This is a genomic window from Mesoaciditoga sp. (assembly GCF_054006115.1).
Window position 1 is genome coordinate 86,958 of record NZ_JBPNHS010000009.1, and the last position, 20,623, is coordinate 107,580.

Genomic DNA, 20,623 nt, shown 5'->3' on the forward strand with positions numbered 1-20,623 from the left:
TTTGGCAAGGATAGCACTCGACGCATTTGGAAGTGATAACGCTCCCTACGAAGAGACGGAGGGAGCGCTTTTGTTCATTAAAAAGACAAAACATACCGTTATTTTGGTTGGAGACGAAGAAAAGCTCAAAAAGCTCGTCCCTGATGGTACGGAAAGAATAGAGTTTTTTCACGCGCCAAAACGTTTTGGAATGTCGCAAAAGCCCACAGATATTTTAAAAATGAAAGACAGTTCTCTTGCGGCAAGCGCCCAGATCGTTAAAGAAGGAAAAGCGGATGGCTTTGTCAGTGCGGGAAATACCGGCGCGATCTTGGTTTGTGGAACTTTTATTGTTGGAAGGATTAGAGGCGTTGAAAGACCTGCCATAGCCACGACAATTCCATCTGTTTTAGGTGGAACCGTGCTGATAGATTCAGGAGCGAATGCCACCCTTAAGCCTCAAAATTATCCCCAGATTGCCGTTATGGGCTTGGCGTACGCTAAATCAGTTCTCGGAAGGAAGGATCCAAAGTGTGGGCTTTTAAACGTTGGAACCGAGGAAGAAAAGGGAAACGGTACTGTAAAAGAAGCGTACGCGCTGATGCGTGAAAAACTTGGAGAATCCTTTGTAGGAAACGTTGAAGGAAGAGATATCTGCATGGGAAATGTTGACGTTGTGGTAAGCGATGGTTTTAGCGGAAACATAGCGCTCAAAACCCTTGAAGGGGTGGGGGCGTTTTTTTCTAAAAGTCTGAAAGACGCCGTTAAAAGATCGAATATTTTTCAAAAGTTAGGCGCTTTGATGATGAAGGGTACTTTCGATTCTTTTAAGGAAAGCTTCGATTACAGAAAGTACGGAGGGGCTTTCTTGCTTGGCGTTAAGGGAACGGTTGTAAAAGCGCATGGTTCGTCAGATAAATTGGCCATATACAACGCGTTAAGGGTAGCCGCCCAAGGCGTGGAAAATCATATTTTAGACAGGATAAATGAGGGGATATGAATGTGTGGGATATATGGTTTTATTGGGGACGGAAGGGTAGAAGAACTCATTGATGGTTTGAAAAAGCTTGAGTACAGGGGTTACGATTCTGCTGGTATTGCTTACACAAAAAATGGAACCTTGGTTGTGGAAAAACACACCGGAAAGGTGGATGAGCTCAGAAAATTCGTTTCTGAAGGTCTAAGAGAAAGAATAAAAGCCGGTATAGCGCATACAAGGTGGGCGACGCATGGTGCGCCAAATGACTTGAACGCCCATCCACAAACAGATTGCACTAACAAAATAGCGGTGGTCCATAACGGTATAATAGAGAATTTTTCAACTTTAAAAAGCCAACTTGAGTCGGAGGGGCATAAATTCATTTCCAAAACGGATACAGAGGTTATCGCTCATTTGGTTGAGAAGTACTTTGAAGGAGATCTGTTAGAAGCTGTTAGAAGGGCCACACTCGATTTAGAAGGCACTTATGCCATCGGTGTCATCCACGCCGATGTTGAAGACGAAATCGTCTTTGCAAGAAGAAAAAGCCCGTTGGTGCTTGCTACTAATGGGAAAAGGAGCTTTTGCGCTTCGGATGTAACGCCTTTGCTCAGTGAAAGCAGAGATGTGTTTTTTTTGGAAGATGGTCAGATCGCGCGTTTAAAAGCCGGAACATTTGAGATATTCGAAGCTTCTGGAAAAAAGGTAGAAGGCACAAAAAAGCACATTGAATGGGATGAAAAAGACGCACAAAAGGGTGGATACAAACACTTCATGCTTAAAGAGATTCACGAAGAACCTCGCGTTTTATCCGATGCTATAGTTGGAAGAATAAAAAACGATGATGTTATTTTAATGGAACTTGAAGGCTGGGAAAAATTCCTTAAAGATGTGAAGAAAATAAACGTCATAGCCTGCGGAACGAGTTATCACGCCGGTCTCATCTTTAAGTACTTTTTTGAAAGCCTAAGGCCTTTCAACGTGGAAGTTGAAGTTTCTTCGGAATTCAGATATAGGAATGTGCTTGTTGACGATAAAACCCTTACGGTTGCGATAAGCCAATCTGGCGAAACGGCTGACACACTTGAAAGTGTGCGTCTGGTTAAGTCTTTGGGTGGTAAAGTGCTTGCCATTTCAAATGTGGTTGGCTCCACGCTTACCCGCGAGGCGGATAAAACTCTGTACATAAACGCCGGACCGGAAATAAGTGTTGCCTCGACGAAAGCTTACATTGGGCAGCTTATGGTGCTTTATCTGTTGGCGTTTTATATGGAAAAAATTCGTGGCGTTCGCCATCCAAAAATGATTGAGAATATTTCTAAACTTCCAGAATTGGTGGATAATTTTTTGATCTCTTCTGCCGATAAAGTGAAAAATGTTGCCCAAAAGTACGTTGGCTATTCGAATTTCATGTACATAGGGCGTGGAATTCACTTTCCATCCGCTTTAGAAGGCGCTTTAAAGTTGAAGGAAATAAGTTATACAAATGCGGTTGGATACCAGGCTGGAGAGCTTAAACATGGACCAATAGCTTTATTGGACGAAAAATTTCCGGTAATGGCAATTGCCGTGAAGAATAAGTTGAGAGAAAAAATGCTCTCCAATATTCTTGAAACAAAGGCAAGAAATGCCCACGTTGTTGCAATATTGACCGAAGGTGATGAAAGCACTCTCAAGATGATTGACGATGCTATTTTCTTGCCAAACGTTGAAGATTACCTTTATCCTTTTTTAATAGCGACGACTTTTCAACTCTTCGCTTATTATGTGGCTGATGAAAGGAATTTAAACATAGATATGCCGAGAAATCTTGCAAAGAGCGTAACGGTGGAGTAAGCATTTTGGAAAATTTGATGCGGGGAGGCACGAACGTTGGGTATCTTAAAGAGGATATGTGAAGAAATTTCAAAAGATGAAGACGCGGATGTAACCGTTCTCAAGATGACCGAATTGAGTTACATGACCGATTATTTTGTGATTGCCACCGCTGACTCAAACACTCAGATGAAAGCGATGCGTGATAGAATCGTTGAGCTTCTAAAAGAAAATCGCCATCCCATAGTTTTTTACGATAAAGATTCGGATCATGATTGGATGATAGTTGATGCCGAAGAAGTGGTGGTTCACATTTTCACGAAAAAGGCAAGAGAGTTTTACGATTTAGAATCGTTGTGGTCTGATGCCGAAAGAGTGGATCCAGGTAAGGAGGATGAGGATTGAATGTACGATCATAAAAAAATAGACAAAAAATGGCAGGAAAGATGGGAAAAGGCTGGTATCTTTCATACACCAAAAAAGTCTGAAAAGCCAAAGTATTATTCGTTGGTGATGTTTCCTTACCCATCGGGGAGTATTCACGTCGGACACGTGAAAAATTACACCATTGGAGATGTGGTGGCTCGTTACAAAAGAATGAGAGGGTATAACGTCTTGAATCCTTTTGGTTTTGACGCCTTTGGATTGCCCGCTGAAAATGCCGCAATATCTCATGGAAACATCCATCCAGAAGAATGGACAAGAAAAAACATAGAAACGATACGTTCTCAAATAAAAAAGCTTGGTTTTAGCTACGATTGGGATAGAGAAGTTATAACCTGTGATGAAGATTATTACAAATGGACTCAATGGATATTTTTAAAATTGTACGAAAAGGGTTTGGCGTATAAAAAGACGGGGGCCGTTAACTGGTGTCCTCATTGCAAAACCGTTCTGGCGAATGAGCAGGTTGTAGATGGAAAGTGTGAAAGGTGTGGAACGCCAGTTGTTGTAAAGCAACTTGATCAATGGTATTTGAAGATCACGGATTACGCTGAAGAACTGGATGAATTTTTGGACAAACTAGATGGATGGCCAGAAAACGTGAAGACCATGCAAAGAAATTGGATAGGAAAAAGCGTTGGCGCCGAGGTGAATTTTAAGATAGCCGAGAGTGGAAAAGAGCTCAAAATTTTTACAACAAGGCCCGATACCTTGTGGGGAGTAACGTTCATGGCGATAGCGCCAGAGTCACCCCTTCTTGAAGAGCTCACGCTGGAAGATAAGAAAACAGAAGTTGAAGAATTCTTAGCCAAGATAAAAGCTGGCAAAAACAGATTTGAAAGATTTTCTGCGGATGCTCCAAAAGAAGGTGTTTTTTTGGGCACACACGCGATAAACCCGGTTAATGGCGAAAAAATACCGATATACGTTGCAAATTACATATTGTACGAATACGGTACCGGTGCCATAATGGCGGTGCCAGCTCACGATACGAGGGACTACGCTTTTGCCGTTAAATACGATCTGCCCATAAGAGAAGTTGTTTCCTCTGATGGCTGTGATTTGCCATATGATGGGGATGGAATTTTGAAGGATTCCGGGCCGTTTACGGGCCTGAACAACAGAGATGCCATAGAAAAAATATTTGAATATCTTGAAGAAAATAAGATTGGAAAGAAAGCCGTAAATTACAAGTTAAGAGATTGGCTCATTTCAAGACAAAGGTACTGGGGCGCGCCCATTCCCGTTGTTTATTGCGAAAAATGTGGAATAGTTCCCGTTAAAGAAGAAGATTTGCCGGTGAAATTGCCAAAGGACGTTAAATTCGATCCAACCGGAAAATCACCCCTTTCCATGGATGAAGAATTCCTTCACACCACCTGTCCAAAATGTGGAGGACCAGCCATTAGAGAGAGCGATACCATGGATACTTTTGTAGATTCTTCATGGTATTACTTAAGGTACGTAAATCCAAAAGATGAAGACAAACCGTTTGAAAAAGCAGATGTTGATGCGTGGCTTCCTGTGGATCAATACATAGGTGGAGTCGAACACGCGATTTTACACTTGCTCTATTCGAGATTTATAACGAAGGCACTTAGAGACGCTGGAGTGCTTTCATTTGACGAGCCATTCAAGAATCTTTTCACTCAAGGCATGATATACAAAGATGGCGCTAAAATGTCAAAATCTAAAGGAAATGTAGTTTCCCCAGATGAAATGATAGAGAAATACGGCGCGGACACCTTGCGCCTTTACATTCTCTTTATGGGACCACCAGAAAAAGATGCGGAATGGCAGGATAGCGGCATCGAGGGAGTAGACAGATTTGTCACGAAGATGTGGAATCTCTTTGAAAAGATCTTACCTCTTATTCGTGAAGCTAAGGGTAAAGTGGATGAAGAAAAATTGGACGATACAGAACATGAATTGAGGTTAAAGCTTCATTCAATGATAAAAAAGATCACTCAAGATATAGAAGGAGCTTTCAGATTCAACACCGTTGTGAGCGGATTTATGGAACTTGTAAATACTTTTACACTGTACGTGAATTCAACCGATGAAAAGAGTTTAAACGTTGATCTTTTAAGGGAATTTGCTGAAAAATTCGTTCCAGCGCTTTCTCCATTTGCCCCACACATTGCCGAGGAATTGTGGGAAAGAATGGGAAAAGAGCCGTTTGTCACAAACGCTTCCTGGCCAACTTACGATGAAAATGCCTTGAAAGCGAGAAGGGTAAAGATGGCAGTTATGGTTAACGGAAAGGTTAGAGCTCACGTAGAAGTCAATCCGGATTTGTCAGATGATGAAATTGTGAAGATCGCGTTGGAAAATGAAAAAATAAAAAACGCTTTGAATGGCAAAGAGCCTAAAAAAACTTTTGTTGTCAAAGGCAAGCTTGTGAACATAGTTTCGTGATTTTACTAGCGAGGTGAAATAATTATGGAATCGAATAAAAAAATACCATCACCGGTGGCGAAAAGGTTGGCGCTTTATCATAGGTGTGTTGAAACTTTGTTAAGAGCCGGAAAAGAAATGGTCTCTTCCAAGGAACTTGGAGATAGGCTTTCCATAAAATCCAGTCAAATAAGAAAGGATCTTTCTTATTTTGGAGGCTTTGGGAAAAGAGGAACCGGTTACAACCTTCATTCTCTTAAAGACGCCCTGGAAAATATAATGGGCATAAACAGAACGTGGAATATAGGCGTTGTTGGAGCAGGTAACATAGGAACAGCGCTGGCAAATTATGAGGGATTGCTGAAAGATGGATACAAAGTTGTCGCACTCTTTGATAAAAATGAAAAGAAGGTTGGAAAAGTTGTTGGAACACGCAGAGTCCCGATTTATCACGTCAATGAGTTATGTGAAAAAATAAAGGAACTTTCAATAGAAATAGGCGTCATAGCGGTACCAGCGGAGTACGCCCAATCAGTAGCAGATAAGTTAACAAATTGTGCTGGAATAAAGGGGCTTGTGAATTTTGCTCCAGTGAAGATATACACGCATCGTGTGGAACTTGAAGATGTTGATATATCCGTTTCGTTCAAGTCGTTAACGTTTAAAATTTGGGGTGGATTTCTTGGAAGAAAGTGAAAAACTCATAAATAGAATCGTCGATGAACTTGGGAATAAGGCAATTCCCAAGCTTATTTCGTTTCTTTTTGACTCGGATGCTAAAACCGCGGAATTAGCGGCAGAAGTTTTAAAAAATCTTGAAAGCTGTGAGGAAGTAAAAGATGAGCTCAGTAAAAGAATTCAAAACGAAGAAAAGAGCGTGGGAATGTTTTACGCTGCCGATCTTCTTGCTGACATGAATTGCAAGGGTTCGGTGAGTGTTCTTTACCGTTTGCTTGATATGGTTGAAGATGAAAAAGAGGCGATAATCGTTTACTCTGCCTTGCTGAAATTGGGGGAAAAAGAGGCAGAAAAGTACCTCCTTTACGAATTTGAAGAAGATCCGTATATGAGAAAGTCCCTTTTTGATCTTGCGATAGCGTTAGAACCTTCTGATAATCCAGAAGTTTTCAAAGCAATATTGGAAAAAGCAAAAGAGGATGAAGAATTGGTTGAGGTGCTTCAATCAATGTGTAACAGGCATCCAGCCTTTTTTCAGCTTCTACCGGATGATATGAAAGACAGGTTTAGAGAATGAAAAATTTTGCCTTGTATCTAAATGGAATAAATGGCTTTTCTTTGCTTGGGGCGGCCATACTGAATGAACTTGAAAGTGAAAAACTCATACCGTATAGGATATATGCGTGTGGAATTGGAGCGTTGTTTGCTAACGATTTTGCAGCCATGGATGGAAAATTTGAAGAGCGTGTTATATACCGTTTTCCCCATCTTTCAAAAAGTTTTCGACTTTTCATAAATACAGGTGAATCTCTATTTTCAAAGTTCACGAATATGTACAAATTGGCCACAAGTATGACTTCTAAACACATAAAAGGTATGGTGAGAGAAAAAGTGATGCTTTCCAGACTTGAAAACACTTCCAGGCCTCAAATGGATGTTTTCTTTTCCTCGGTGAATATTTTGAAAGCGAAAGAAGTGTTGATAACTTCTCGAGAATGGAAAGCTGGCCTGAAAGCCGCAATGTCAGTTACGCCCATTTTTGTTCCCGCCGATTACAGAAACCAAAAACTCGTTTCTACCACAAGCGTGACAGGTGTTCCTGGATTCTCAACTTTGGATGAGGAAGAGAGCATCAAGATATTTGTGAACACCATGCCTTTGCCGGGGGAGAAAAAAACAACGAGAACATGGGAGATAATGATGAGGGCAGATTACATGAGAACCATTGCCTTGATGGAACATTATTCAAAGAAATTTGACGTTGTTTTCAACTTTTCAAATCTTCCAATCTCAATGTCAGATTTCTCTTTGGATTCATGGACACGAGCGAAAAAGATCGCTAAAGAGGTGCTCAAAGAAAAAGAAATTTCAAAGCTTCTTACTCTTTAACCGCTCCTTGGGTTAAACCCGCGACTATGTACCTTTGCGCAAATGCGAAGACGATTATTGTTGGAAGCAGGGCCACTATTAAACCAGCGCTCATAACATTCCACTGAATGCCAGCTTTTGAAATAAAGGAATTCAACGCTACAGGCACCGTCATCTTTGAGTTGCTATTTATGAATAAAACCGCTGTGAACAGTTCATTCCATGTGTTAACGAAAGAAAAGCTGAATATGGCCGCTATTCCTGGTAAAGACAATGGTAATGTAACACGAAATATGGCCCCTATCCTTGATGTGCCATCCATCATAGCCGCCTCTTCTAGAGAACGCGGTATTCTCGAGAAAAATCCTCTGGCCATTATCGTGCTGAATGAAGCCGCGATGTTCACGTATACGATGACCAATGCCCACAGATTATTTATCATGCCTAACTTTGAAAACATGGTGTATTGAGGAATCATTAAAAGGTAAGCGGGAATCATCTGTGCCAGAAAGAGCGTTATTATCAGGAATTTTTTAAATCTGAATTTGTACCTTGCCATTATGTATCCGCTCAAAATGGAAAAGCTCATCGCCAAAAAAGAGGCCGTTATGGAAACAAAAAGGCTATTTTTGAAGTATTGGGCAAAGTTTGCAAAGCCAAATAGAAATTTGTAACTTTCAAATGAAATATGCTTTGGCCAGTATACTATTGGATAAGCGTAAACTTCTTGAGGAGATTTTACAGACGTTAAAAAGATCCAATAAAGCGGTACAATTGCGGCAATCAAATAAAGCGAAAGAAAGAAAAATCTTAAAACTTTCGATATCTTTTTTTCTTTTCTCATCAAATCTCACCCAATTCGTATGACGATGTGAATTTCAAGTACGTCAAAGCGTAAGCCGTTAAGATGCTGATTATTATAAGGCCAACCGCGGAAGCTTTGCTGTAATCCGACTCAAAATAGACTATGTTTATCATGTAAGTTGCCAATATATTTGTAGAGCCAGCGGGACCTCCTTTTGTCATACCATATATTATGTCAGGAAAGTTCATAACCCATATAACTCTAAGCAAAAGTGTGCTGACAACTGTTGGCTTTATGTAAGGTAACGTTACGTTGAAAAACTTCGAAACGCTACCGGCACCGTCTATTTCGGCTGCTTCGTACAGGGAGTTTGGTATTGATTGCAAAGCTGCAAGTATCATTATGGCAAAAAAAGGAATGCCGTACCACACGTTTACGGCTATTACCGAGATAAAAGCGTAAGACGGGTTTGAAAGAAAATCTATTCCATGATGTATAAGGTGAAGCTTCATGAGAATGTCGTTTATAAGACCAAATTGACCATTCAAAAGCCATGACCATAAAATTCCAAGTGCGAATCCAGAAAGAGCCCACGGGTAGAAAACTATACCTGCGTAGACGCCCCTTCCCTTAAAGGGTTTCCTCATTAAGAGTGCCAGAGCGAATCCTAACACGAATTGAAACGCAACCGATAAGGCTATCCACCATATCGTATTCCACAACGCTATGAAAAAGTTGGGATCGGAAAAGATAGTTTCAAAATTTTGCAATCCAACGAATTGAATATTTTGAAAAGTGAAAACGGTGTAATTTTCAAATGCCAGCAATATGCCCTTTATCGTTGGGTAGTAAGTTAAAACTGCAACTATTGTAAAAGTGGGAAAGAGCATCCAGAAGATGAATTTTTTTAAATTTCGGTGTGCTTTACTTCTTTTCATTTTCACTCCCTATTTTTCACGTTTACAAAATGACGAAATGGCGGCCTCAGCCGCCATTTCATAGCTTTTTACATTCCGAATGCTTTTTTCCAGAAGTTGTACCATTTTGTTGTAAGTTGATCCAAAGTTATCCTTCCAAGAAGCGCTTGCTGCATGGTATCCTGTTGATACTTTGTCCATCTTGTCCAGGCCGGGTTTGCCAGTGGATATGACGTGAAGACGTATTTTTGAGGATCGGCAAACATTTTCTTCCATCCTTCAAAAACACCAGAGCTGAAATATGGATCGTCTTCGTAAACGGATTTTAAGACTGGCAGCGCGCCGTACTCCTTACAGAAATAAGCGGATATCATTGGCGTGGTGAAGAATTTTATGAATTCCCACGCGAGTTCTTTATGTTTGGAGTAATTTGGAATTCCCCATCCTCCAAATCCGTAGCTCGGGTAGACTTTTCCGGAGGGACCTACGGGAAGTGGAGCCGTTTTGTATTGACCTTTTTTGAGCATACTATTTAAAAGACCTGTTGTATCCGGATCCTGAAAGAGAAATGGTGTTGTTCCGGCAACGAACGCGTTTACTTGCGCGTCGAATCCCCAGTTTATGGAATCTTTTGGCGCGGTGTTTTTGTAGAATTTCAAGTACAATTTTAAACCTTCTAAAGCCCGAGGATCCTTGAACCAGAGTTTTCCATTTTTAAGCTTGTACATGTTTGAAGGATCTATGTTATCCAAGTAAGATGTTGTTATTATGTCTATGAAATTGGTGGGAAGTCCAGTTCCTCTGAAATCAAAACCGTATTGATTTTTTGCGGGATTTGTGATCTTCAAGCAGTCGTTGTAAAGCTCTTTCATGGTTGCCGGAGGCTGAGTTATGCCGTACTTTGCAAGTATATCTGGCCTGTAGAAAAGGGCTTTTGCGTAAACACCGTTTGGTATTATGTAAGCTTTTCCTCCAGTTACCCTAACGGCTTTTAAAAGGCCGGGTATTAAATCTTTGGCTCCGGACCACTTGGCAATGTAGGGCTCAAGATTTTCCATTTTCCCGAGTTGAACCACACCTTCAAGTGACCAATCACCAACCTCGACTATGTCCAACGGTTGATTTGTGCTGAGCATGAGATAAACTTTTTGATACGCGCTTTCGTAAGGAGGAGAAATTAGATTTATGTGGACATTCGGATGAAGGGCTTCGAATTCTTTTATAATAGTTTCTAAAACATGAGTTCTTTGGGGACTGGTAAACACTTGAATCATGTTAAGAGTTACCGTGTTGGCGGCAAAACTCATCGCAAACAGCGCAATTACCAAAACGAAAAGCACCACTAAAATTTTCACTTTCACACCCTGTCACCTCCTGATTTTCGATAAATTATTTTAACATGTTTTAAACGAAATTATCAATTTAAAGAATCCTTCTTTTTGCACTTGACAAAACAATTTCTAAATAGTAGAATTGAATAAACATTTTTTCTTTTGAGAAAAAGGAGAGAAACATGAAAGAAATTTTATTGGCAAAAGACAATTACGCTTACTATTACTATTATCACCACCCCCCGTTTGTGAGGTGAGGTAGTTTTCTTTTACCAAAAATTTGCTCACAAATCGGGGATTCTGAAAAAGAATCCCCGATTTTTTATTTGGAATAAAAGGAGATGATGATCATGATAATCGTTTTGAAACCACATGTTTCCGAAGAAGATGTTAAAAAAGTGGTAAACCTTGCTAAGAATTTTGGCTTTGACGTCAACCTATCCAGAGGCGCTGAAAAGACGATCGTTGGAATAATAGGTGAAAATGTTTACGAAAGGCGAGAAAATTTTGAAGCTTTAGATTGTGTGGAAGAGATTATAGCCGTTCTTAAGCCTTTCAAGCTGACTTCAAGGGAGTTCCATCCTGATGACACGATCATAGACATTAACGGAGTAAAAATTGGAGGGAAGCACTTCGAATTTTTCGCAGGGCCTTGCGCGGTGGAATCTATGGAACAGATGGATGAGGAAGCAAGTTTTTTGTCATCACTTGGAGTGAAAATATTGCGCGGAGGTGCCTTCAAGCCAAGAACATCACCGTACTCCTTTCAAGGTTTGGGCTTAGAAGGTTTAAAGATCCTTAGAAAAGTCGGAGATAAGTACGGTATGAAAGTTATAAGCGAGATGATGTCGGTGGATGACTTCGATATCTTTGAAGAATACGTGGATATAATTCAAATAGGTGCCAGAAATATGCAAAATTTCAGGCTTCTTGAGAAGCTTGGAAATTCCAGTAAACCCATCTTCTTGAAAAGGGGATTCATGTCAACAATAGAAGAATGGTTATTGGCGGCTGAATATCTGTTTCATCACGGCAATGAAAATGTTATCCTGTGTGAAAGGGGAATAAGGACTTTCGAGAAATACACGAGAAACACGTTGGATATGTCTGCTGTCCCTCTTGTGAAAATTCTTTCTCATTTGCCAATCGTGGTTGATTTAAGTCATTCTACGGGTAGGAGGGATCTTATACCATCTTTGGCAAAAGCCGTCGTTGCCGTGGGTGCAAATGGAGCCATGATAGAAGTGCATCCCAACCCTGAAAAAGCGCTTTCGGATGGGCAACAAAGTTTGAATTTTGCGGAATTTGAGGAAACGTATAAGAACAGCATGAAGATCTTAAAAGCCTTAGAGGTGACGGCATGAAAATACCTTCATCTTCAAAGATAAGGGGACAAATAGTACCTCCACCAGACAAATCCATAAGCCATAGGATGCTTTTGTTTTCCTCCATTTCCACAGGAAAGTGCACGGTGCATAACTTGCTTCGTTCGGAAGATACGCTTAGAACCATGAATTTCATAAAAAGCATTGGGGCATTTGTAAAAGATGAAGGGGAAAGGATCGTTATCATACCCCCGGTAAAGCTTCAAGAACCTTCTTTCCCAATCGATTGCGGGAATTCCGGAACAACGTCTAGAATTGGAATGGGGCTGTTGGCAAGGGAGAACTTTTTTTCAGTGCTTTATGGTGATGAATCTCTTTCTAAAAGACCGATGAAAAGGGTTGTGAAGCCGCTTAGTGCATTGGGAGCAAAATTTGATGGCAGAAACAACGCTTCAAATTTGCCTCTTTCCATTAGAGGTGGGAACTTACACTCCACACGCTACGTTTCTGAACTTTCAAGCGCGCAAGTTAAATCCGCTTTTATCTTTGCAGCGCTTAGTGCAGAGGGAGAATCTATTTACGTTGAAAATGTTCAAAGCCGAGATCACACGGAAAAGTTCTTGTCCCAATTCGATTTGATAAAAAAAGATGGAAATGAATTGAAGATAATACCAGGAGATATCCCCGCGTTTACTTTTGAAGTTGTTGGGGATTTTTCTTCGGCCGCTTTCTTTTTAGTACTTTCAATTATACATTCAAACGCGCGTTTAAAAATAAACAGGGTAGGATTGAATCCAACGCGCACGGGATTGCTAAAAGTTTTAAAAAGAATGGGAGGAAATATTGAGATAGAGAAGGAAGAAGGTGTTGAACCAGTTGGAAATATAGTGGTGGAAAGTTCAAAATTGAAAGGAACGGAAGTTCTTCCGGAAGAAATACCTTCAATGGTCGATGAAGTGCCTTTAATAGCGCTTTTAGGAGCTTTTGCTGAAGGTGAAACGGTAGTGCACGGCGCCTCAGAGCTACGCAAAAAGGAAAGCGACAGAATAGAGGCAACGGTTAACATTTTAAAAAAGATAGGTGCGAATATAGAAGGTTTAGAAGACGGCTTTCGTGTTCGTGGAAAAACTCCTCTTCATGGTGCGAAAGTAAAATCATTTGGCGATCATAGGATGGCAATGCTTGCGAGCATCGCCGGTGTATGTTCTGATGGCGTAGAAATAGAAGACGCTGAATGTGTATCGATAAGCTATCCCGCTTTCTTCTCAGATTTAAAAGGGGTGATGGAATGATAAAGATTTTGACATCCGGTGATTCTCACGGATACGGACTTTTTGGGATCGTGGAAGGGTTTCCAGCCCATTTCAAGGTGAATATCGAACGAATAAACAGGGCTTTGTTTTCACGACAACATGTTTATGGGCGTGGTCAAAGGATGAAATTAGAAAGTGATCACATACAAATCCTTTCCGGTTTGTGGGAAGGTGAAACCACTGGTGCACCGTTAACTTTTTTCATAAAAAACAGATCTACCACTCCACCGAATGGTAAATCAACGGCTCCAAGACCGGGCCATGCTGACTTTGCGGGAATGATCAAATACGATTTTGAAGATGCGCGCGTTACAACAGAGCGTTCCAGCTCCAGAAGGACGGCAATGGATGTGGCGATTGGTGAATTTTTCAGGCAGGCTCTTGAAGAGTTGGGAGTGAAGATATGGGCATATACACAATCCATAGGGAAAATTGAATCTAAGGCTGAAAGTGTTCGAGAATTATCTTCACAAGCGCATCCCCTTCTTTGCCCAGATAATGAGGCGGAAAAGATGATGATGAGTGAAATAGACGGAGCTTCTGAAAACGGCTACACTTTGGGAGGAAAAGTGAAAGCACTTGCGCAGGGACTTCCAGTGGGATTGGGAACTTTTAATTCGTATGAAAATCGCCTTACCAGCCTCATAGCCAAATCACTTTTTGACATTCCTTCTGTCAAGGGAATCGTATATGGAGACATAGACAAAACGTATAAGCTTAACGGCATGCAAGCTTTGGATGAGATAGGCATCGATGGTCAAAGAAAAACAAATCATGCTGGGGGCATAGAAGGTGGCATGTCAAACGGAGAAAAGGTCGAGATAACCCTTTTCGTAAAGCCCGTCCCAACCCAACGTAAGGGTTTGAAAACCGTTGATTTTAAAAGTGGTGAAGCCGTTCAGACCTCTTACGTGAGATCGGATACGTGCGTTGTTGGGGCTGTTTCCATCATAGCGCAAGCTAAGCTTTCAACCGTCATATTCAAAGAGATGATGAATGAATTTGGTGGATCGACTTTTCAAGAAATGAAGGAAAGGGTGGAAAATTACAGAGCTTCAAGGAAATGGGGGATTTTCCGTGAGAAGAAATAGAGTGGCCCTTATCGGGATGATGGGTTCTGGGAAAAGTAAAGTAGGAGAAAAATTGGCCGGCATATTAGGATTCAAATGGATTGACATGGATGAAGAATTCGAAAAAGAAAACGGCTCTATTTCTGATTTTTTCAAAAAGCACGGAGAAAGTGAATTTAGAAAAAAAGAAAAGGAACTTCTCAAAAGAGTGGCAAAATTGGAAGATATCGTTATTTCCACAGGCGGCGGAATAGTAAAAAACGCTGAAAACAGGGAAATCCTCTCTTCCATGCAAACTTTTTACCTTCATTGTCCAGTAGAAATTCTGTGGAAGAGGGTAAAAGAAAGCGGTAGGCCGTTGGCTGAAAGCGAAAAAAAATTCTTTTCTCTTTTCGAAAAAAGGAAACCGTTTTATGAGAGATTCAAAAAAGTTCAAACTTCCGATTTAAACGAATGGGAAGTAGCCGCGAAGATCGCGAAAGAGATGATAGTTCCATCGTGTGTGAAAATTCCAAGTTCGTTCCAAAAATTGGTTATTTGTGATGATTTTAATTTTCCTCCTTCGGACTTAACAATGGTTTCGGAAAATGTAAAAAGAATATGGGAAATCGAAGGAATAGGTGTGGAAGACGGAGAGACTTTGAAAAGTATTTCCAGCGTGAGTGAGATATGGAAGATGTTTTTAAAGCATAATTTAACGAGAAAATCCGTTGTGAACGCCATAGGTGGTGGAACGGTAACGGACGCGGTGGGTTTCGCCGCCCAAACATTTATGCGCGGAATGAATTTTAACCTTCTTCCAACGACGCTTCTGGGAATGGTTGATGCTGCCGTAGGTGGAAAATTTGCCTTTAATTTTGAAGGTATTAAAAATGTTGTGGGTGTTTTTGGAACACCGGACGTTTTTATAAATCCAATTTTCTCTTTGAGTTTAAAAGAGGAAAGATTCAAAGAGGGAATAGTTGAAGCTTTAAAACTGGGAATAGTTCACGACAAGGAACTTTTCGATCACATAGAAATGAATTTCGATAGCATAATTAAAAGGGAATATGAAAGCGTGAAAAAGCTCATCTTCCTTGCCACAAAGGATAAACTGGAAATAGTTGAAAAAGATCCCTATGATGATAATTACAGGCATGTCTTGAATTTCGGGCACACCATCGCCCACGCCATAGAAAGTGAAAGTGAAAACGCAATTTCTCATGGTCATGCTGTGGCCATCGGAATGAAAGTGGAATCCAAAATGTTCAGCCCACAAATGGCTCAAAAAATAGAAAGCGTCGTTCAAAGGCTGAATTTCCCAAATATAGGGCTCGCCTCAATTAAACGATGGATAGATAAAGATAAAAAACGTGAAGGAAAGTACATCGTTGTCCCGATAATCGACGAGATCGGAAAATCTCACATTGAAAAAATAAAAATTGAAGATATTTTGAACTATTTAATCCCTTGAATGATTTTCATTCTTTTGTGCCTCTATTTTGTTTGCCATTTTTAGAATTTCATTCGCAACTTCTCGAAGCACCTTTGCCGTATTTACACCATTGTACGTGATAAAAACATCTGCAAGCTTTGGATCTTGTTTTGAAAGCCTTGTCATGGACTCATAACCAGGTCCCGCAAATTTTTCATGATTTTTTCCGACCCTTTTCACCGCGATGGAAACGAAATAAGGCGCATGACTTGTATGAGCAAGCGATACATCGTGCTCTTTTGCGGTTGTCCATATTGGATTTGATCCTAAAAGTTTGGCAAATTCTTCGACTGTTTTTTTATCTTCAGAATTGCCATTCGCCTCGACAAGGGCAAATGGCTTTCCTTCAAAGAGATGTGCATCCCATGAATCAGGTCCCACACGTTCGTTTCCGGCAATAGGGTGCCCACCTATGAATCTCAAGCCGGCTTTTTTTGCCATTTCAACCACCTGAGATTTTACGGATGCCGTATCAAGATAAAGGTTATCTTTTGGCAATTCGTTCATGATTTTCAAAAGAACTGGAATGTGAAGAGCTAAAACGATCAAATCATAACCCTTGCCGTCAAAGTTCTTGCAATTCGCATTCAACAAAGAACAGATTTTTGGATCGACATCGAAAAGATCCGCTTTCACTCCAACTTCGCGCAACTTCAACGCCATTGAGCCACCTATTTGTCCCAATCCTACTATGGCTATTTTCATTTTTACTTACCTTCCAAAATTTTAAGTACTTCGTTTGCGAATTCTTCAAGTGAAACGTTGTAAATTTCGCTCGCTTTTGAATCCATGGCGGTTGGGCCTCCATTAACTATGACCAATTCCCCACCATTTCTTAAAACGATTTCCGGGAACATGCCCACCGGGTAAATCGCCAAAGTTGTTCCCATTGCAACCACCAAAGTTGAGCTTTCCAACCACTCGTAAGCTAAACTTACATCCCGTTCTGGTAAGGATTCACCAAAAAAGACTATGTCAGGTTTTATCAAGCCGCCACAGTCACAGTGCGCAACCTTGTCTTTTGAGCTCATTGCCCGCCTTTCCATTTCTTGTAAAGAATATTCTTTTCCACAGCTAAGACAATGGCCCGTTTTCATGCTGCCATGGGCATTTGCGATTTTCTTTGAGCCGGCTTTTTCATGTAGCATATCTATATTTTGCGTTACTATTCCTCTTATCAGGCCAAGATCTTCCAACTTTTTCAGCATAAAATGCACGGAATTTGGCTTGGCATTTTTCATGGTGAAAAGATATTCCAAAGCGAAGGTGTAGAAATACGAGGGGTTTCTTATGAAGTTATTCAAACCGAAAAGTTCCTCTGGATCGTATTTTGAATATATGCCAGTTGGAGAGCGAAAATCCGGTATACCGCTTGGAGTACTTATTCCCGCGCCCGTCAAAACCGTCGTCTTGCCGTTGTGGGATTTCAACTTCTCAAAAAATCTCAGGGCTTTTTCATCTTCCACTTTATCACCTTCTTAGAGATCTCGTTTCCCCTTATGTTAGCATATATCACTTGGTTCAAATTATGCAAATTTAATTTGCACGTCCTGTGCCTCTCAACCTCATATAGGATTCATTTTCTTTTCTCTTTAGCCTCGTATCAATACTATGCCCCCTTTGTCGGCTTCGCAGACACTTCCCCCGCAAGCGGGGGCAGACTTCTTATAGAAATGATTTCATCGTACTTCCTTTGCACATGGGGACAAATTTATATAAAAATGACTCCATCGACATTTCCAATTTAGAGACAGAGTTAATTTCATGTTATCTTCTTTTTAGTCCCCTCCCGCAGAACGGGAGGGGTGGCAACGTTAGTTGACAGGGAGGGTTGATCGAAATGCTCTCAAACCTCAGAAAATTAAGTGTCATATGAAAACATCGTTGTCTTACTGCGGATGATTCTCTATGCGCATCAAGAGCAAATGATGATATACTCCTAAAAACATCGGAGGTGGGAATTTGAAAGCCATAAGAGGCGCCACATTTGTAAAAGAAGATTCTTACGAAGAGATCGAAAGGGCCACGTTAGATCTCACGGAAAAAATCTTTTCGCGGAACGGTTTGAAAGATGATGAAGTTGTAAGCGTCATTTTTAGCGTGACAAAAGATCTTAAATCGATGAACCCGGCAACGATTTTCAGAAAAAGTGGGCATGATGTGCCTTTGATGTGTTTGCAAGAGGCGGATTTTACCGGGGCGGCTCAAAAAGTTTTGAGGGTGTTAATCATAACGGATAGGGACAAAACCACAGACGTTGTGAACGTTTACGATGGCGCTCAATCCCTGAAAAGCTGGAGGTGGGAAAGATGAAAATTCACGTGATAAACGGCCCAAATCTTAACATGCTTTCAAAACGCGATCCAAACATTTACGGAACAACCGGATACGAAGAAATGGTAAAACGGATAAAAAATTGGTGCGATGAAAATGATGTTGACGTTGATTTTTTTCAATCGAATCATGAAGGAGATATCATAGATTACATTCAAAAACTGCCAAACGATGATGCCATCGTGATAAACCCCGGAGCCTTCGCCCATTACAGCTACGCTATCCGCGATGCGCTCGAAATATTCAAAGGAATAAAAGTGGAAGTTCATATTTCAAACGTATTCAAAAGGGAAGAATTCCGCACTCACAGCGTAACAGCACCGGTATGTAATGGCGTCATCTCCGGTTTAGGAATTGAAGGCTACATTCTCGCAGCTCAGTTCATTCTTTCACCAAATTGAATGATCGTCCCTCTTTTTAACTTGACACTCACCTTCCAACAACGCCTTAAATAAGGGGTATGTGATATACTTGTAACAAACTTGGGTCTTCTTTCTTAGCCATTAGGAGGTCAATAACTTGAAAAAAAGAAAATTCACTCATCTTGGCCACACACCTGACGATCTTGAGTATGTACAGTTTGTGATGAAAGAGATCGTTAATGGCACAAAAATAGACGAAATAAAAAGAAAATTCGTAGAGGAAAACCCCTTAGGAATTAAAACTGAGAGCACAAGGAAGGGATACATAAATTGGATTATAAGCGGATACGTTAAAGGCTTTAAACAAAAAGAGCTTGAAATATTTGCAAAGGTCATTTCAGACGAAAGAGTTCATCCCCAAACAAAAAAGGAAATCATGTTTTGGAAGAACTGCAGATCTGACGATCTGGTGCGAAAGATCACTCTCGATTTCACATTCAAAAAATTCCATAACGCGAAATATTTCGAAAGAAAAGAACTTTTCAATTTTGTATCGCAAGAAGTTTCTAACCCCAGCACTGTAAATAAACACGTAAGCGGATACCTTGCACTCTTGCGTGGAATGGGGGTAATTTCTTCAGAAAAAAATTTTCATGAATTCAGATTTTATCGCCCAAACATCGAATCGATGATATTTTTACTTTTCCACCTTTTAAATTCAAAACAAACACCATCTCAAATCCTCAAAGCCGATGATTTTAAATACCTTTTGGTATCGGAAAGAGAGCTAATTTCTATGCTTAAAGAAATACAATTCAGAGGTCTTATTTCATTTGCAATGTCTGGTGATATCATCAAATTAGAACCAAAGATCGATTTTGAGGCGGTGCCCAATGCTATCAGATCCTGACATCAGCCTGAAGGAAAAGATGTCGATACTCGAAGATTTGCTTAAAAGGCCGAATGAAATTAAAGGCAGAACAGAAGGATCAAAAGTCATAATTCTAACCGTTCCCCCGGCAGAAGAGACTAATGCCGTTAAAGACCTAAAAAAAGCCCTGAATGATCAAGCAGCGTACTTAGATAGCTCCGAAATACTTTTGAGAACGCTGGATGAGTATGGCCTGGAAAATCTGAAAGAAGATAAAGAATTCTATGGGAAGGATTACAAAGAAAGCTTTCTGAGAATGCTTCTTAGTTCCATAACGGAAGAAATAGTGAAAAAATCCTCAGAAAAAACCGTTGTAATTCATAGAATAGGCATACTCAACGGTCTTTTAAGGCTCAATCAAGTGATAGAATCCATAACTGAAAATATGAAATTTCCATTGATAGTCGTTTATCCTGGAAAGAGAAAAGACGAAAGTCTTTATTTTCTGAACGCTCGACACGTCACGTCTATTTACCGTGCCGAAATAATATGAACATTTTTAGGGAGTGATAAGATGCCAAAGTTAAGAGAGCTTTTCGCTCTGGATGTTGAGAAAGAGATAAATCTGGTTATCAAGGCGGATGAACAAGATCCCGCTCAAGTTGAGAAAGACATCTCAGAGTACATAGTTACCGATCAAATAGAAGAGCTTCTTGAAACTTTTCTTGAAGATTACACGCTCAATTCCACCAAAAATATTGGAGTGTGGATATCCGGTTTTTTCGGATCGGGAAAATCCTACTTTGCAAAGATTCTTGGCTATCTTATCGCAAACACCAAGCTTGGAAATGGATTAACGGCACATGATAGATTTAGAGAAAGGCTTAATTCGTCCGATAAAAAAGATTTCATAGACGGAAAGATATCCACGTTGGAAAAAATTCCAGCAGAAGTCGTGATATTTGAAATCATAAAAGATATCTCCCTAAGTGAAAACAACACGATACAAAGGGTCATGTTGAAGAAGCTTTTTGAAAAACTCGGGTATTCTAAGGATCTTAACGTCTCATCGATGGAATTTGAGCTTGAAAAACAAGGCTATTATGAAGGGTTTAAAAATTATCTCATCCAAAACAGCCTCGATATCAACAACGTACGAGA

Annotated in this window: 21 protein-coding genes; 16 read left to right on the forward strand and 5 right to left on the reverse strand. The window is 40.4% G+C overall.

What is annotated here, in order from left to right; all coding sequences use genetic code 11:
* Nucleotide 1: 1 nt before the first annotated feature.
* The 7 genes from plsX to ACXJIN_RS01775 are packed head-to-tail and all read left to right on the forward strand — an operon-like array spanning nt 2 to nt 7,681.
* The gene (plsX, locus tag ACXJIN_RS01745; protein ID WP_456399001.1) at nt 2-979 is read left to right on the forward strand and encodes a phosphate acyltransferase PlsX; all 978 of its coding nucleotides are present in this window, start codon (nt 2-4) and stop codon (nt 977-979) included.
* Complete coding sequence (gene glmS, locus ACXJIN_RS01750; protein WP_456399003.1) at nt 980-2,794, forward strand: glutamine--fructose-6-phosphate transaminase (isomerizing); 1,815 nt, start codon at nt 980-982, stop codon at nt 2,792-2,794.
* A gap of 36 nt (nt 2,795-2,830) precedes the next feature.
* Entirely contained in the window at nt 2,831-3,178 is a 348-nt protein-coding gene (gene rsfS / locus ACXJIN_RS01755) for a ribosome silencing factor (protein WP_456399005.1), read from the forward strand.
* On the forward strand, nt 3,179-5,635 hold the full coding sequence (leuS, locus tag ACXJIN_RS01760; protein ID WP_456399007.1) for a leucine--tRNA ligase: 2,457 nt from the start codon (nt 3,179-3,181) through the stop codon (nt 5,633-5,635).
* 24 nt (nt 5,636-5,659) lie between these two features.
* Nucleotides 5,660-6,310, forward strand: coding sequence for a redox-sensing transcriptional repressor Rex (locus tag ACXJIN_RS01765; protein WP_456399008.1), 651 nt, complete (start codon nt 5,660-5,662; stop codon nt 6,308-6,310).
* Nucleotides 6,297-6,869 (forward strand): HEAT repeat domain-containing protein, encoded by a 573-nt coding sequence (locus ACXJIN_RS01770; RefSeq protein WP_456399010.1) that lies wholly within the window; start codon nt 6,297-6,299, stop codon nt 6,867-6,869. Before ACXJIN_RS01765 ends, ACXJIN_RS01770 begins: the two co-directional genes overlap by 14 nt.
* Nucleotides 6,866-7,681, forward strand: a complete 816-nt coding sequence (locus tag ACXJIN_RS01775) for a hypothetical protein (RefSeq protein ID WP_456399011.1) — start codon at nt 6,866-6,868, stop codon at nt 7,679-7,681. The genes ACXJIN_RS01770 and ACXJIN_RS01775 overlap by 4 nt, the downstream gene beginning before the upstream one ends.
* Here ACXJIN_RS01775 and ACXJIN_RS01780 read toward each other — a convergent pair.
* The 3 genes from ACXJIN_RS01780 to ACXJIN_RS01790 form a co-directional block, all read right to left on the reverse strand.
* Complete coding sequence (locus tag ACXJIN_RS01780; RefSeq protein ID WP_456399013.1) at nt 7,671-8,504, reverse strand: carbohydrate ABC transporter permease; 834 nt, start codon at nt 8,502-8,504, stop codon at nt 7,671-7,673. The two genes, ACXJIN_RS01775 and ACXJIN_RS01780, sit on opposite strands and share 11 nt — an antisense overlap.
* Nucleotides 8,504-9,403, reverse strand: coding sequence for a carbohydrate ABC transporter permease (locus tag ACXJIN_RS01785; protein ID WP_456399015.1), 900 nt, complete (start codon nt 9,401-9,403; stop codon nt 8,504-8,506). Before ACXJIN_RS01785 ends, ACXJIN_RS01780 begins: the two co-directional genes overlap by 1 nt.
* A gap of 68 nt (nt 9,404-9,471) precedes the next feature.
* Nucleotides 9,472-10,743: an ABC transporter substrate-binding protein gene (locus ACXJIN_RS01790; protein WP_456399017.1), complete on the reverse strand. Its 1,272-nt coding sequence runs from the start codon at nt 10,741-10,743 to the stop codon at nt 9,472-9,474.
* 320 nt (nt 10,744-11,063) lie between these two features.
* On the opposite strand from ACXJIN_RS01790, the gene ACXJIN_RS01795 reads away from it, so the two are divergent.
* The 4 genes from ACXJIN_RS01795 to ACXJIN_RS01810 are packed head-to-tail and all read left to right on the forward strand — an operon-like array spanning nt 11,064 to nt 15,874.
* Nucleotides 11,064-12,077, forward strand: a complete 1,014-nt coding sequence (locus ACXJIN_RS01795; RefSeq protein ID WP_456399019.1) for a bifunctional 3-deoxy-7-phosphoheptulonate synthase/chorismate mutase — start codon at nt 11,064-11,066, stop codon at nt 12,075-12,077.
* A complete protein-coding gene (gene aroA, locus ACXJIN_RS01800) occupies nt 12,074-13,330 on the forward strand; it encodes a 3-phosphoshikimate 1-carboxyvinyltransferase (protein WP_456399021.1) in 1,257 nt (418 codons plus the stop codon). Before ACXJIN_RS01795 ends, aroA begins: the two co-directional genes overlap by 4 nt.
* Complete coding sequence (aroC, locus tag ACXJIN_RS01805; protein ID WP_456399023.1) at nt 13,327-14,442, forward strand: chorismate synthase; 1,116 nt, start codon at nt 13,327-13,329, stop codon at nt 14,440-14,442. The genes aroA and aroC overlap by 4 nt, the downstream gene beginning before the upstream one ends.
* Complete coding sequence (locus tag ACXJIN_RS01810; protein WP_456399024.1) at nt 14,429-15,874, forward strand: shikimate kinase; 1,446 nt, start codon at nt 14,429-14,431, stop codon at nt 15,872-15,874. Before aroC ends, ACXJIN_RS01810 begins: the two co-directional genes overlap by 14 nt.
* Here ACXJIN_RS01810 and ACXJIN_RS01815 read toward each other — a convergent pair.
* Both ACXJIN_RS01815 and ACXJIN_RS01820 read right to left on the reverse strand, forming a co-directional pair.
* On the reverse strand, nt 15,863-16,600 hold the full coding sequence (locus ACXJIN_RS01815; RefSeq protein ID WP_456399026.1) for a prephenate dehydrogenase: 738 nt from the start codon (nt 16,598-16,600) through the stop codon (nt 15,863-15,865). The genes ACXJIN_RS01810 and ACXJIN_RS01815 overlap by 12 nt on opposite strands.
* A 2-nt stretch (nt 16,601-16,602) precedes the next feature.
* A complete protein-coding gene (locus ACXJIN_RS01820) occupies nt 16,603-17,361 on the reverse strand; it encodes a Sir2 family NAD-dependent protein deacetylase (RefSeq protein WP_456399028.1) in 759 nt (252 codons plus the stop codon).
* A 496-nt stretch (nt 17,362-17,857) separates the two neighbouring features.
* Here ACXJIN_RS01820 and aroH point away from each other — a divergent pair, with 496 nt between their 5' ends.
* The 5 genes from aroH to ACXJIN_RS01845 form a co-directional block, all read left to right on the forward strand.
* The gene (gene aroH, locus ACXJIN_RS01825; RefSeq protein WP_456399029.1) at nt 17,858-18,208 is read left to right on the forward strand and encodes a chorismate mutase; all 351 of its coding nucleotides are present in this window, start codon (nt 17,858-17,860) and stop codon (nt 18,206-18,208) included.
* The gene (gene aroQ / locus ACXJIN_RS01830) at nt 18,205-18,630 is read left to right on the forward strand and encodes a type II 3-dehydroquinate dehydratase (protein WP_456399031.1); all 426 of its coding nucleotides are present in this window, start codon (nt 18,205-18,207) and stop codon (nt 18,628-18,630) included. Before aroH ends, aroQ begins: the two co-directional genes overlap by 4 nt.
* 118 nt (nt 18,631-18,748) lie before the next feature.
* The gene (locus ACXJIN_RS01835) at nt 18,749-19,501 is read left to right on the forward strand and encodes a hypothetical protein (RefSeq protein WP_456399058.1); all 753 of its coding nucleotides are present in this window, start codon (nt 18,749-18,751) and stop codon (nt 19,499-19,501) included.
* Entirely contained in the window at nt 19,485-20,015 is a 531-nt protein-coding gene (locus ACXJIN_RS01840; RefSeq protein WP_456399088.1) for a BREX protein BrxB domain-containing protein, read from the forward strand. The genes ACXJIN_RS01835 and ACXJIN_RS01840 overlap by 17 nt, the downstream gene beginning before the upstream one ends.
* Nucleotides 20,016-20,036: 21 nt before the next feature.
* Nucleotides 20,037-20,623: DUF6079 family protein (locus ACXJIN_RS01845; RefSeq protein WP_498043494.1), on the forward strand; the 587-nt coding region annotated here is incomplete at its 3' end.

What these genes read in the sequence shown, in the direction of transcription:
- glmS (WP_456399003.1), top strand. Translation starts at nt 980, where the DNA reads ATGTGTGGGATATATGGTTTTATTGGGGACGGAAGGGTAGAAGAACTC.
- ACXJIN_RS01775 (WP_456399011.1), top strand. Translation starts at nt 6,866, where the DNA reads ATGAAAAATTTTGCCTTGTATCTAAATGGAATAAATGGCTTTTCTTTG.
- ACXJIN_RS01780 (WP_456399013.1), bottom strand. Translation starts at nt 8,504, where the DNA reads ATGAGAAAAGAAAAAAAGATATCGAAAGTTTTAAGATTTTTCTTTCTT.
- aroA (WP_456399021.1), top strand. Translation starts at nt 12,074, where the DNA reads ATGAAAATACCTTCATCTTCAAAGATAAGGGGACAAATAGTACCTCCA.
- aroC (WP_456399023.1), top strand. Translation starts at nt 13,327, where the DNA reads ATGATAAAGATTTTGACATCCGGTGATTCTCACGGATACGGACTTTTT.
- ACXJIN_RS01815 (WP_456399026.1), bottom strand. Translation starts at nt 16,600, where the DNA reads ATGAAAATAGCCATAGTAGGATTGGGACAAATAGGTGGCTCAATGGCG.
- leuS (WP_456399007.1), top strand. Translation starts at nt 3,179, where the DNA reads ATGTACGATCATAAAAAAATAGACAAAAAATGGCAGGAAAGATGGGAA.
- ACXJIN_RS01785 (WP_456399015.1), bottom strand. Translation starts at nt 9,403, where the DNA reads ATGAAAAGAAGTAAAGCACACCGAAATTTAAAAAAATTCATCTTCTGG.
- ACXJIN_RS01765 (WP_456399008.1), top strand. Translation starts at nt 5,660, where the DNA reads ATGGAATCGAATAAAAAAATACCATCACCGGTGGCGAAAAGGTTGGCG.
- ACXJIN_RS01840 (WP_456399088.1), top strand. Translation starts at nt 19,485, where the DNA reads ATGCTATCAGATCCTGACATCAGCCTGAAGGAAAAGATGTCGATACTC.
- aroQ (WP_456399031.1), top strand. Translation starts at nt 18,205, where the DNA reads ATGAAAATTCACGTGATAAACGGCCCAAATCTTAACATGCTTTCAAAA.
- ACXJIN_RS01795 (WP_456399019.1), top strand. Translation starts at nt 11,064, where the DNA reads ATGATAATCGTTTTGAAACCACATGTTTCCGAAGAAGATGTTAAAAAA.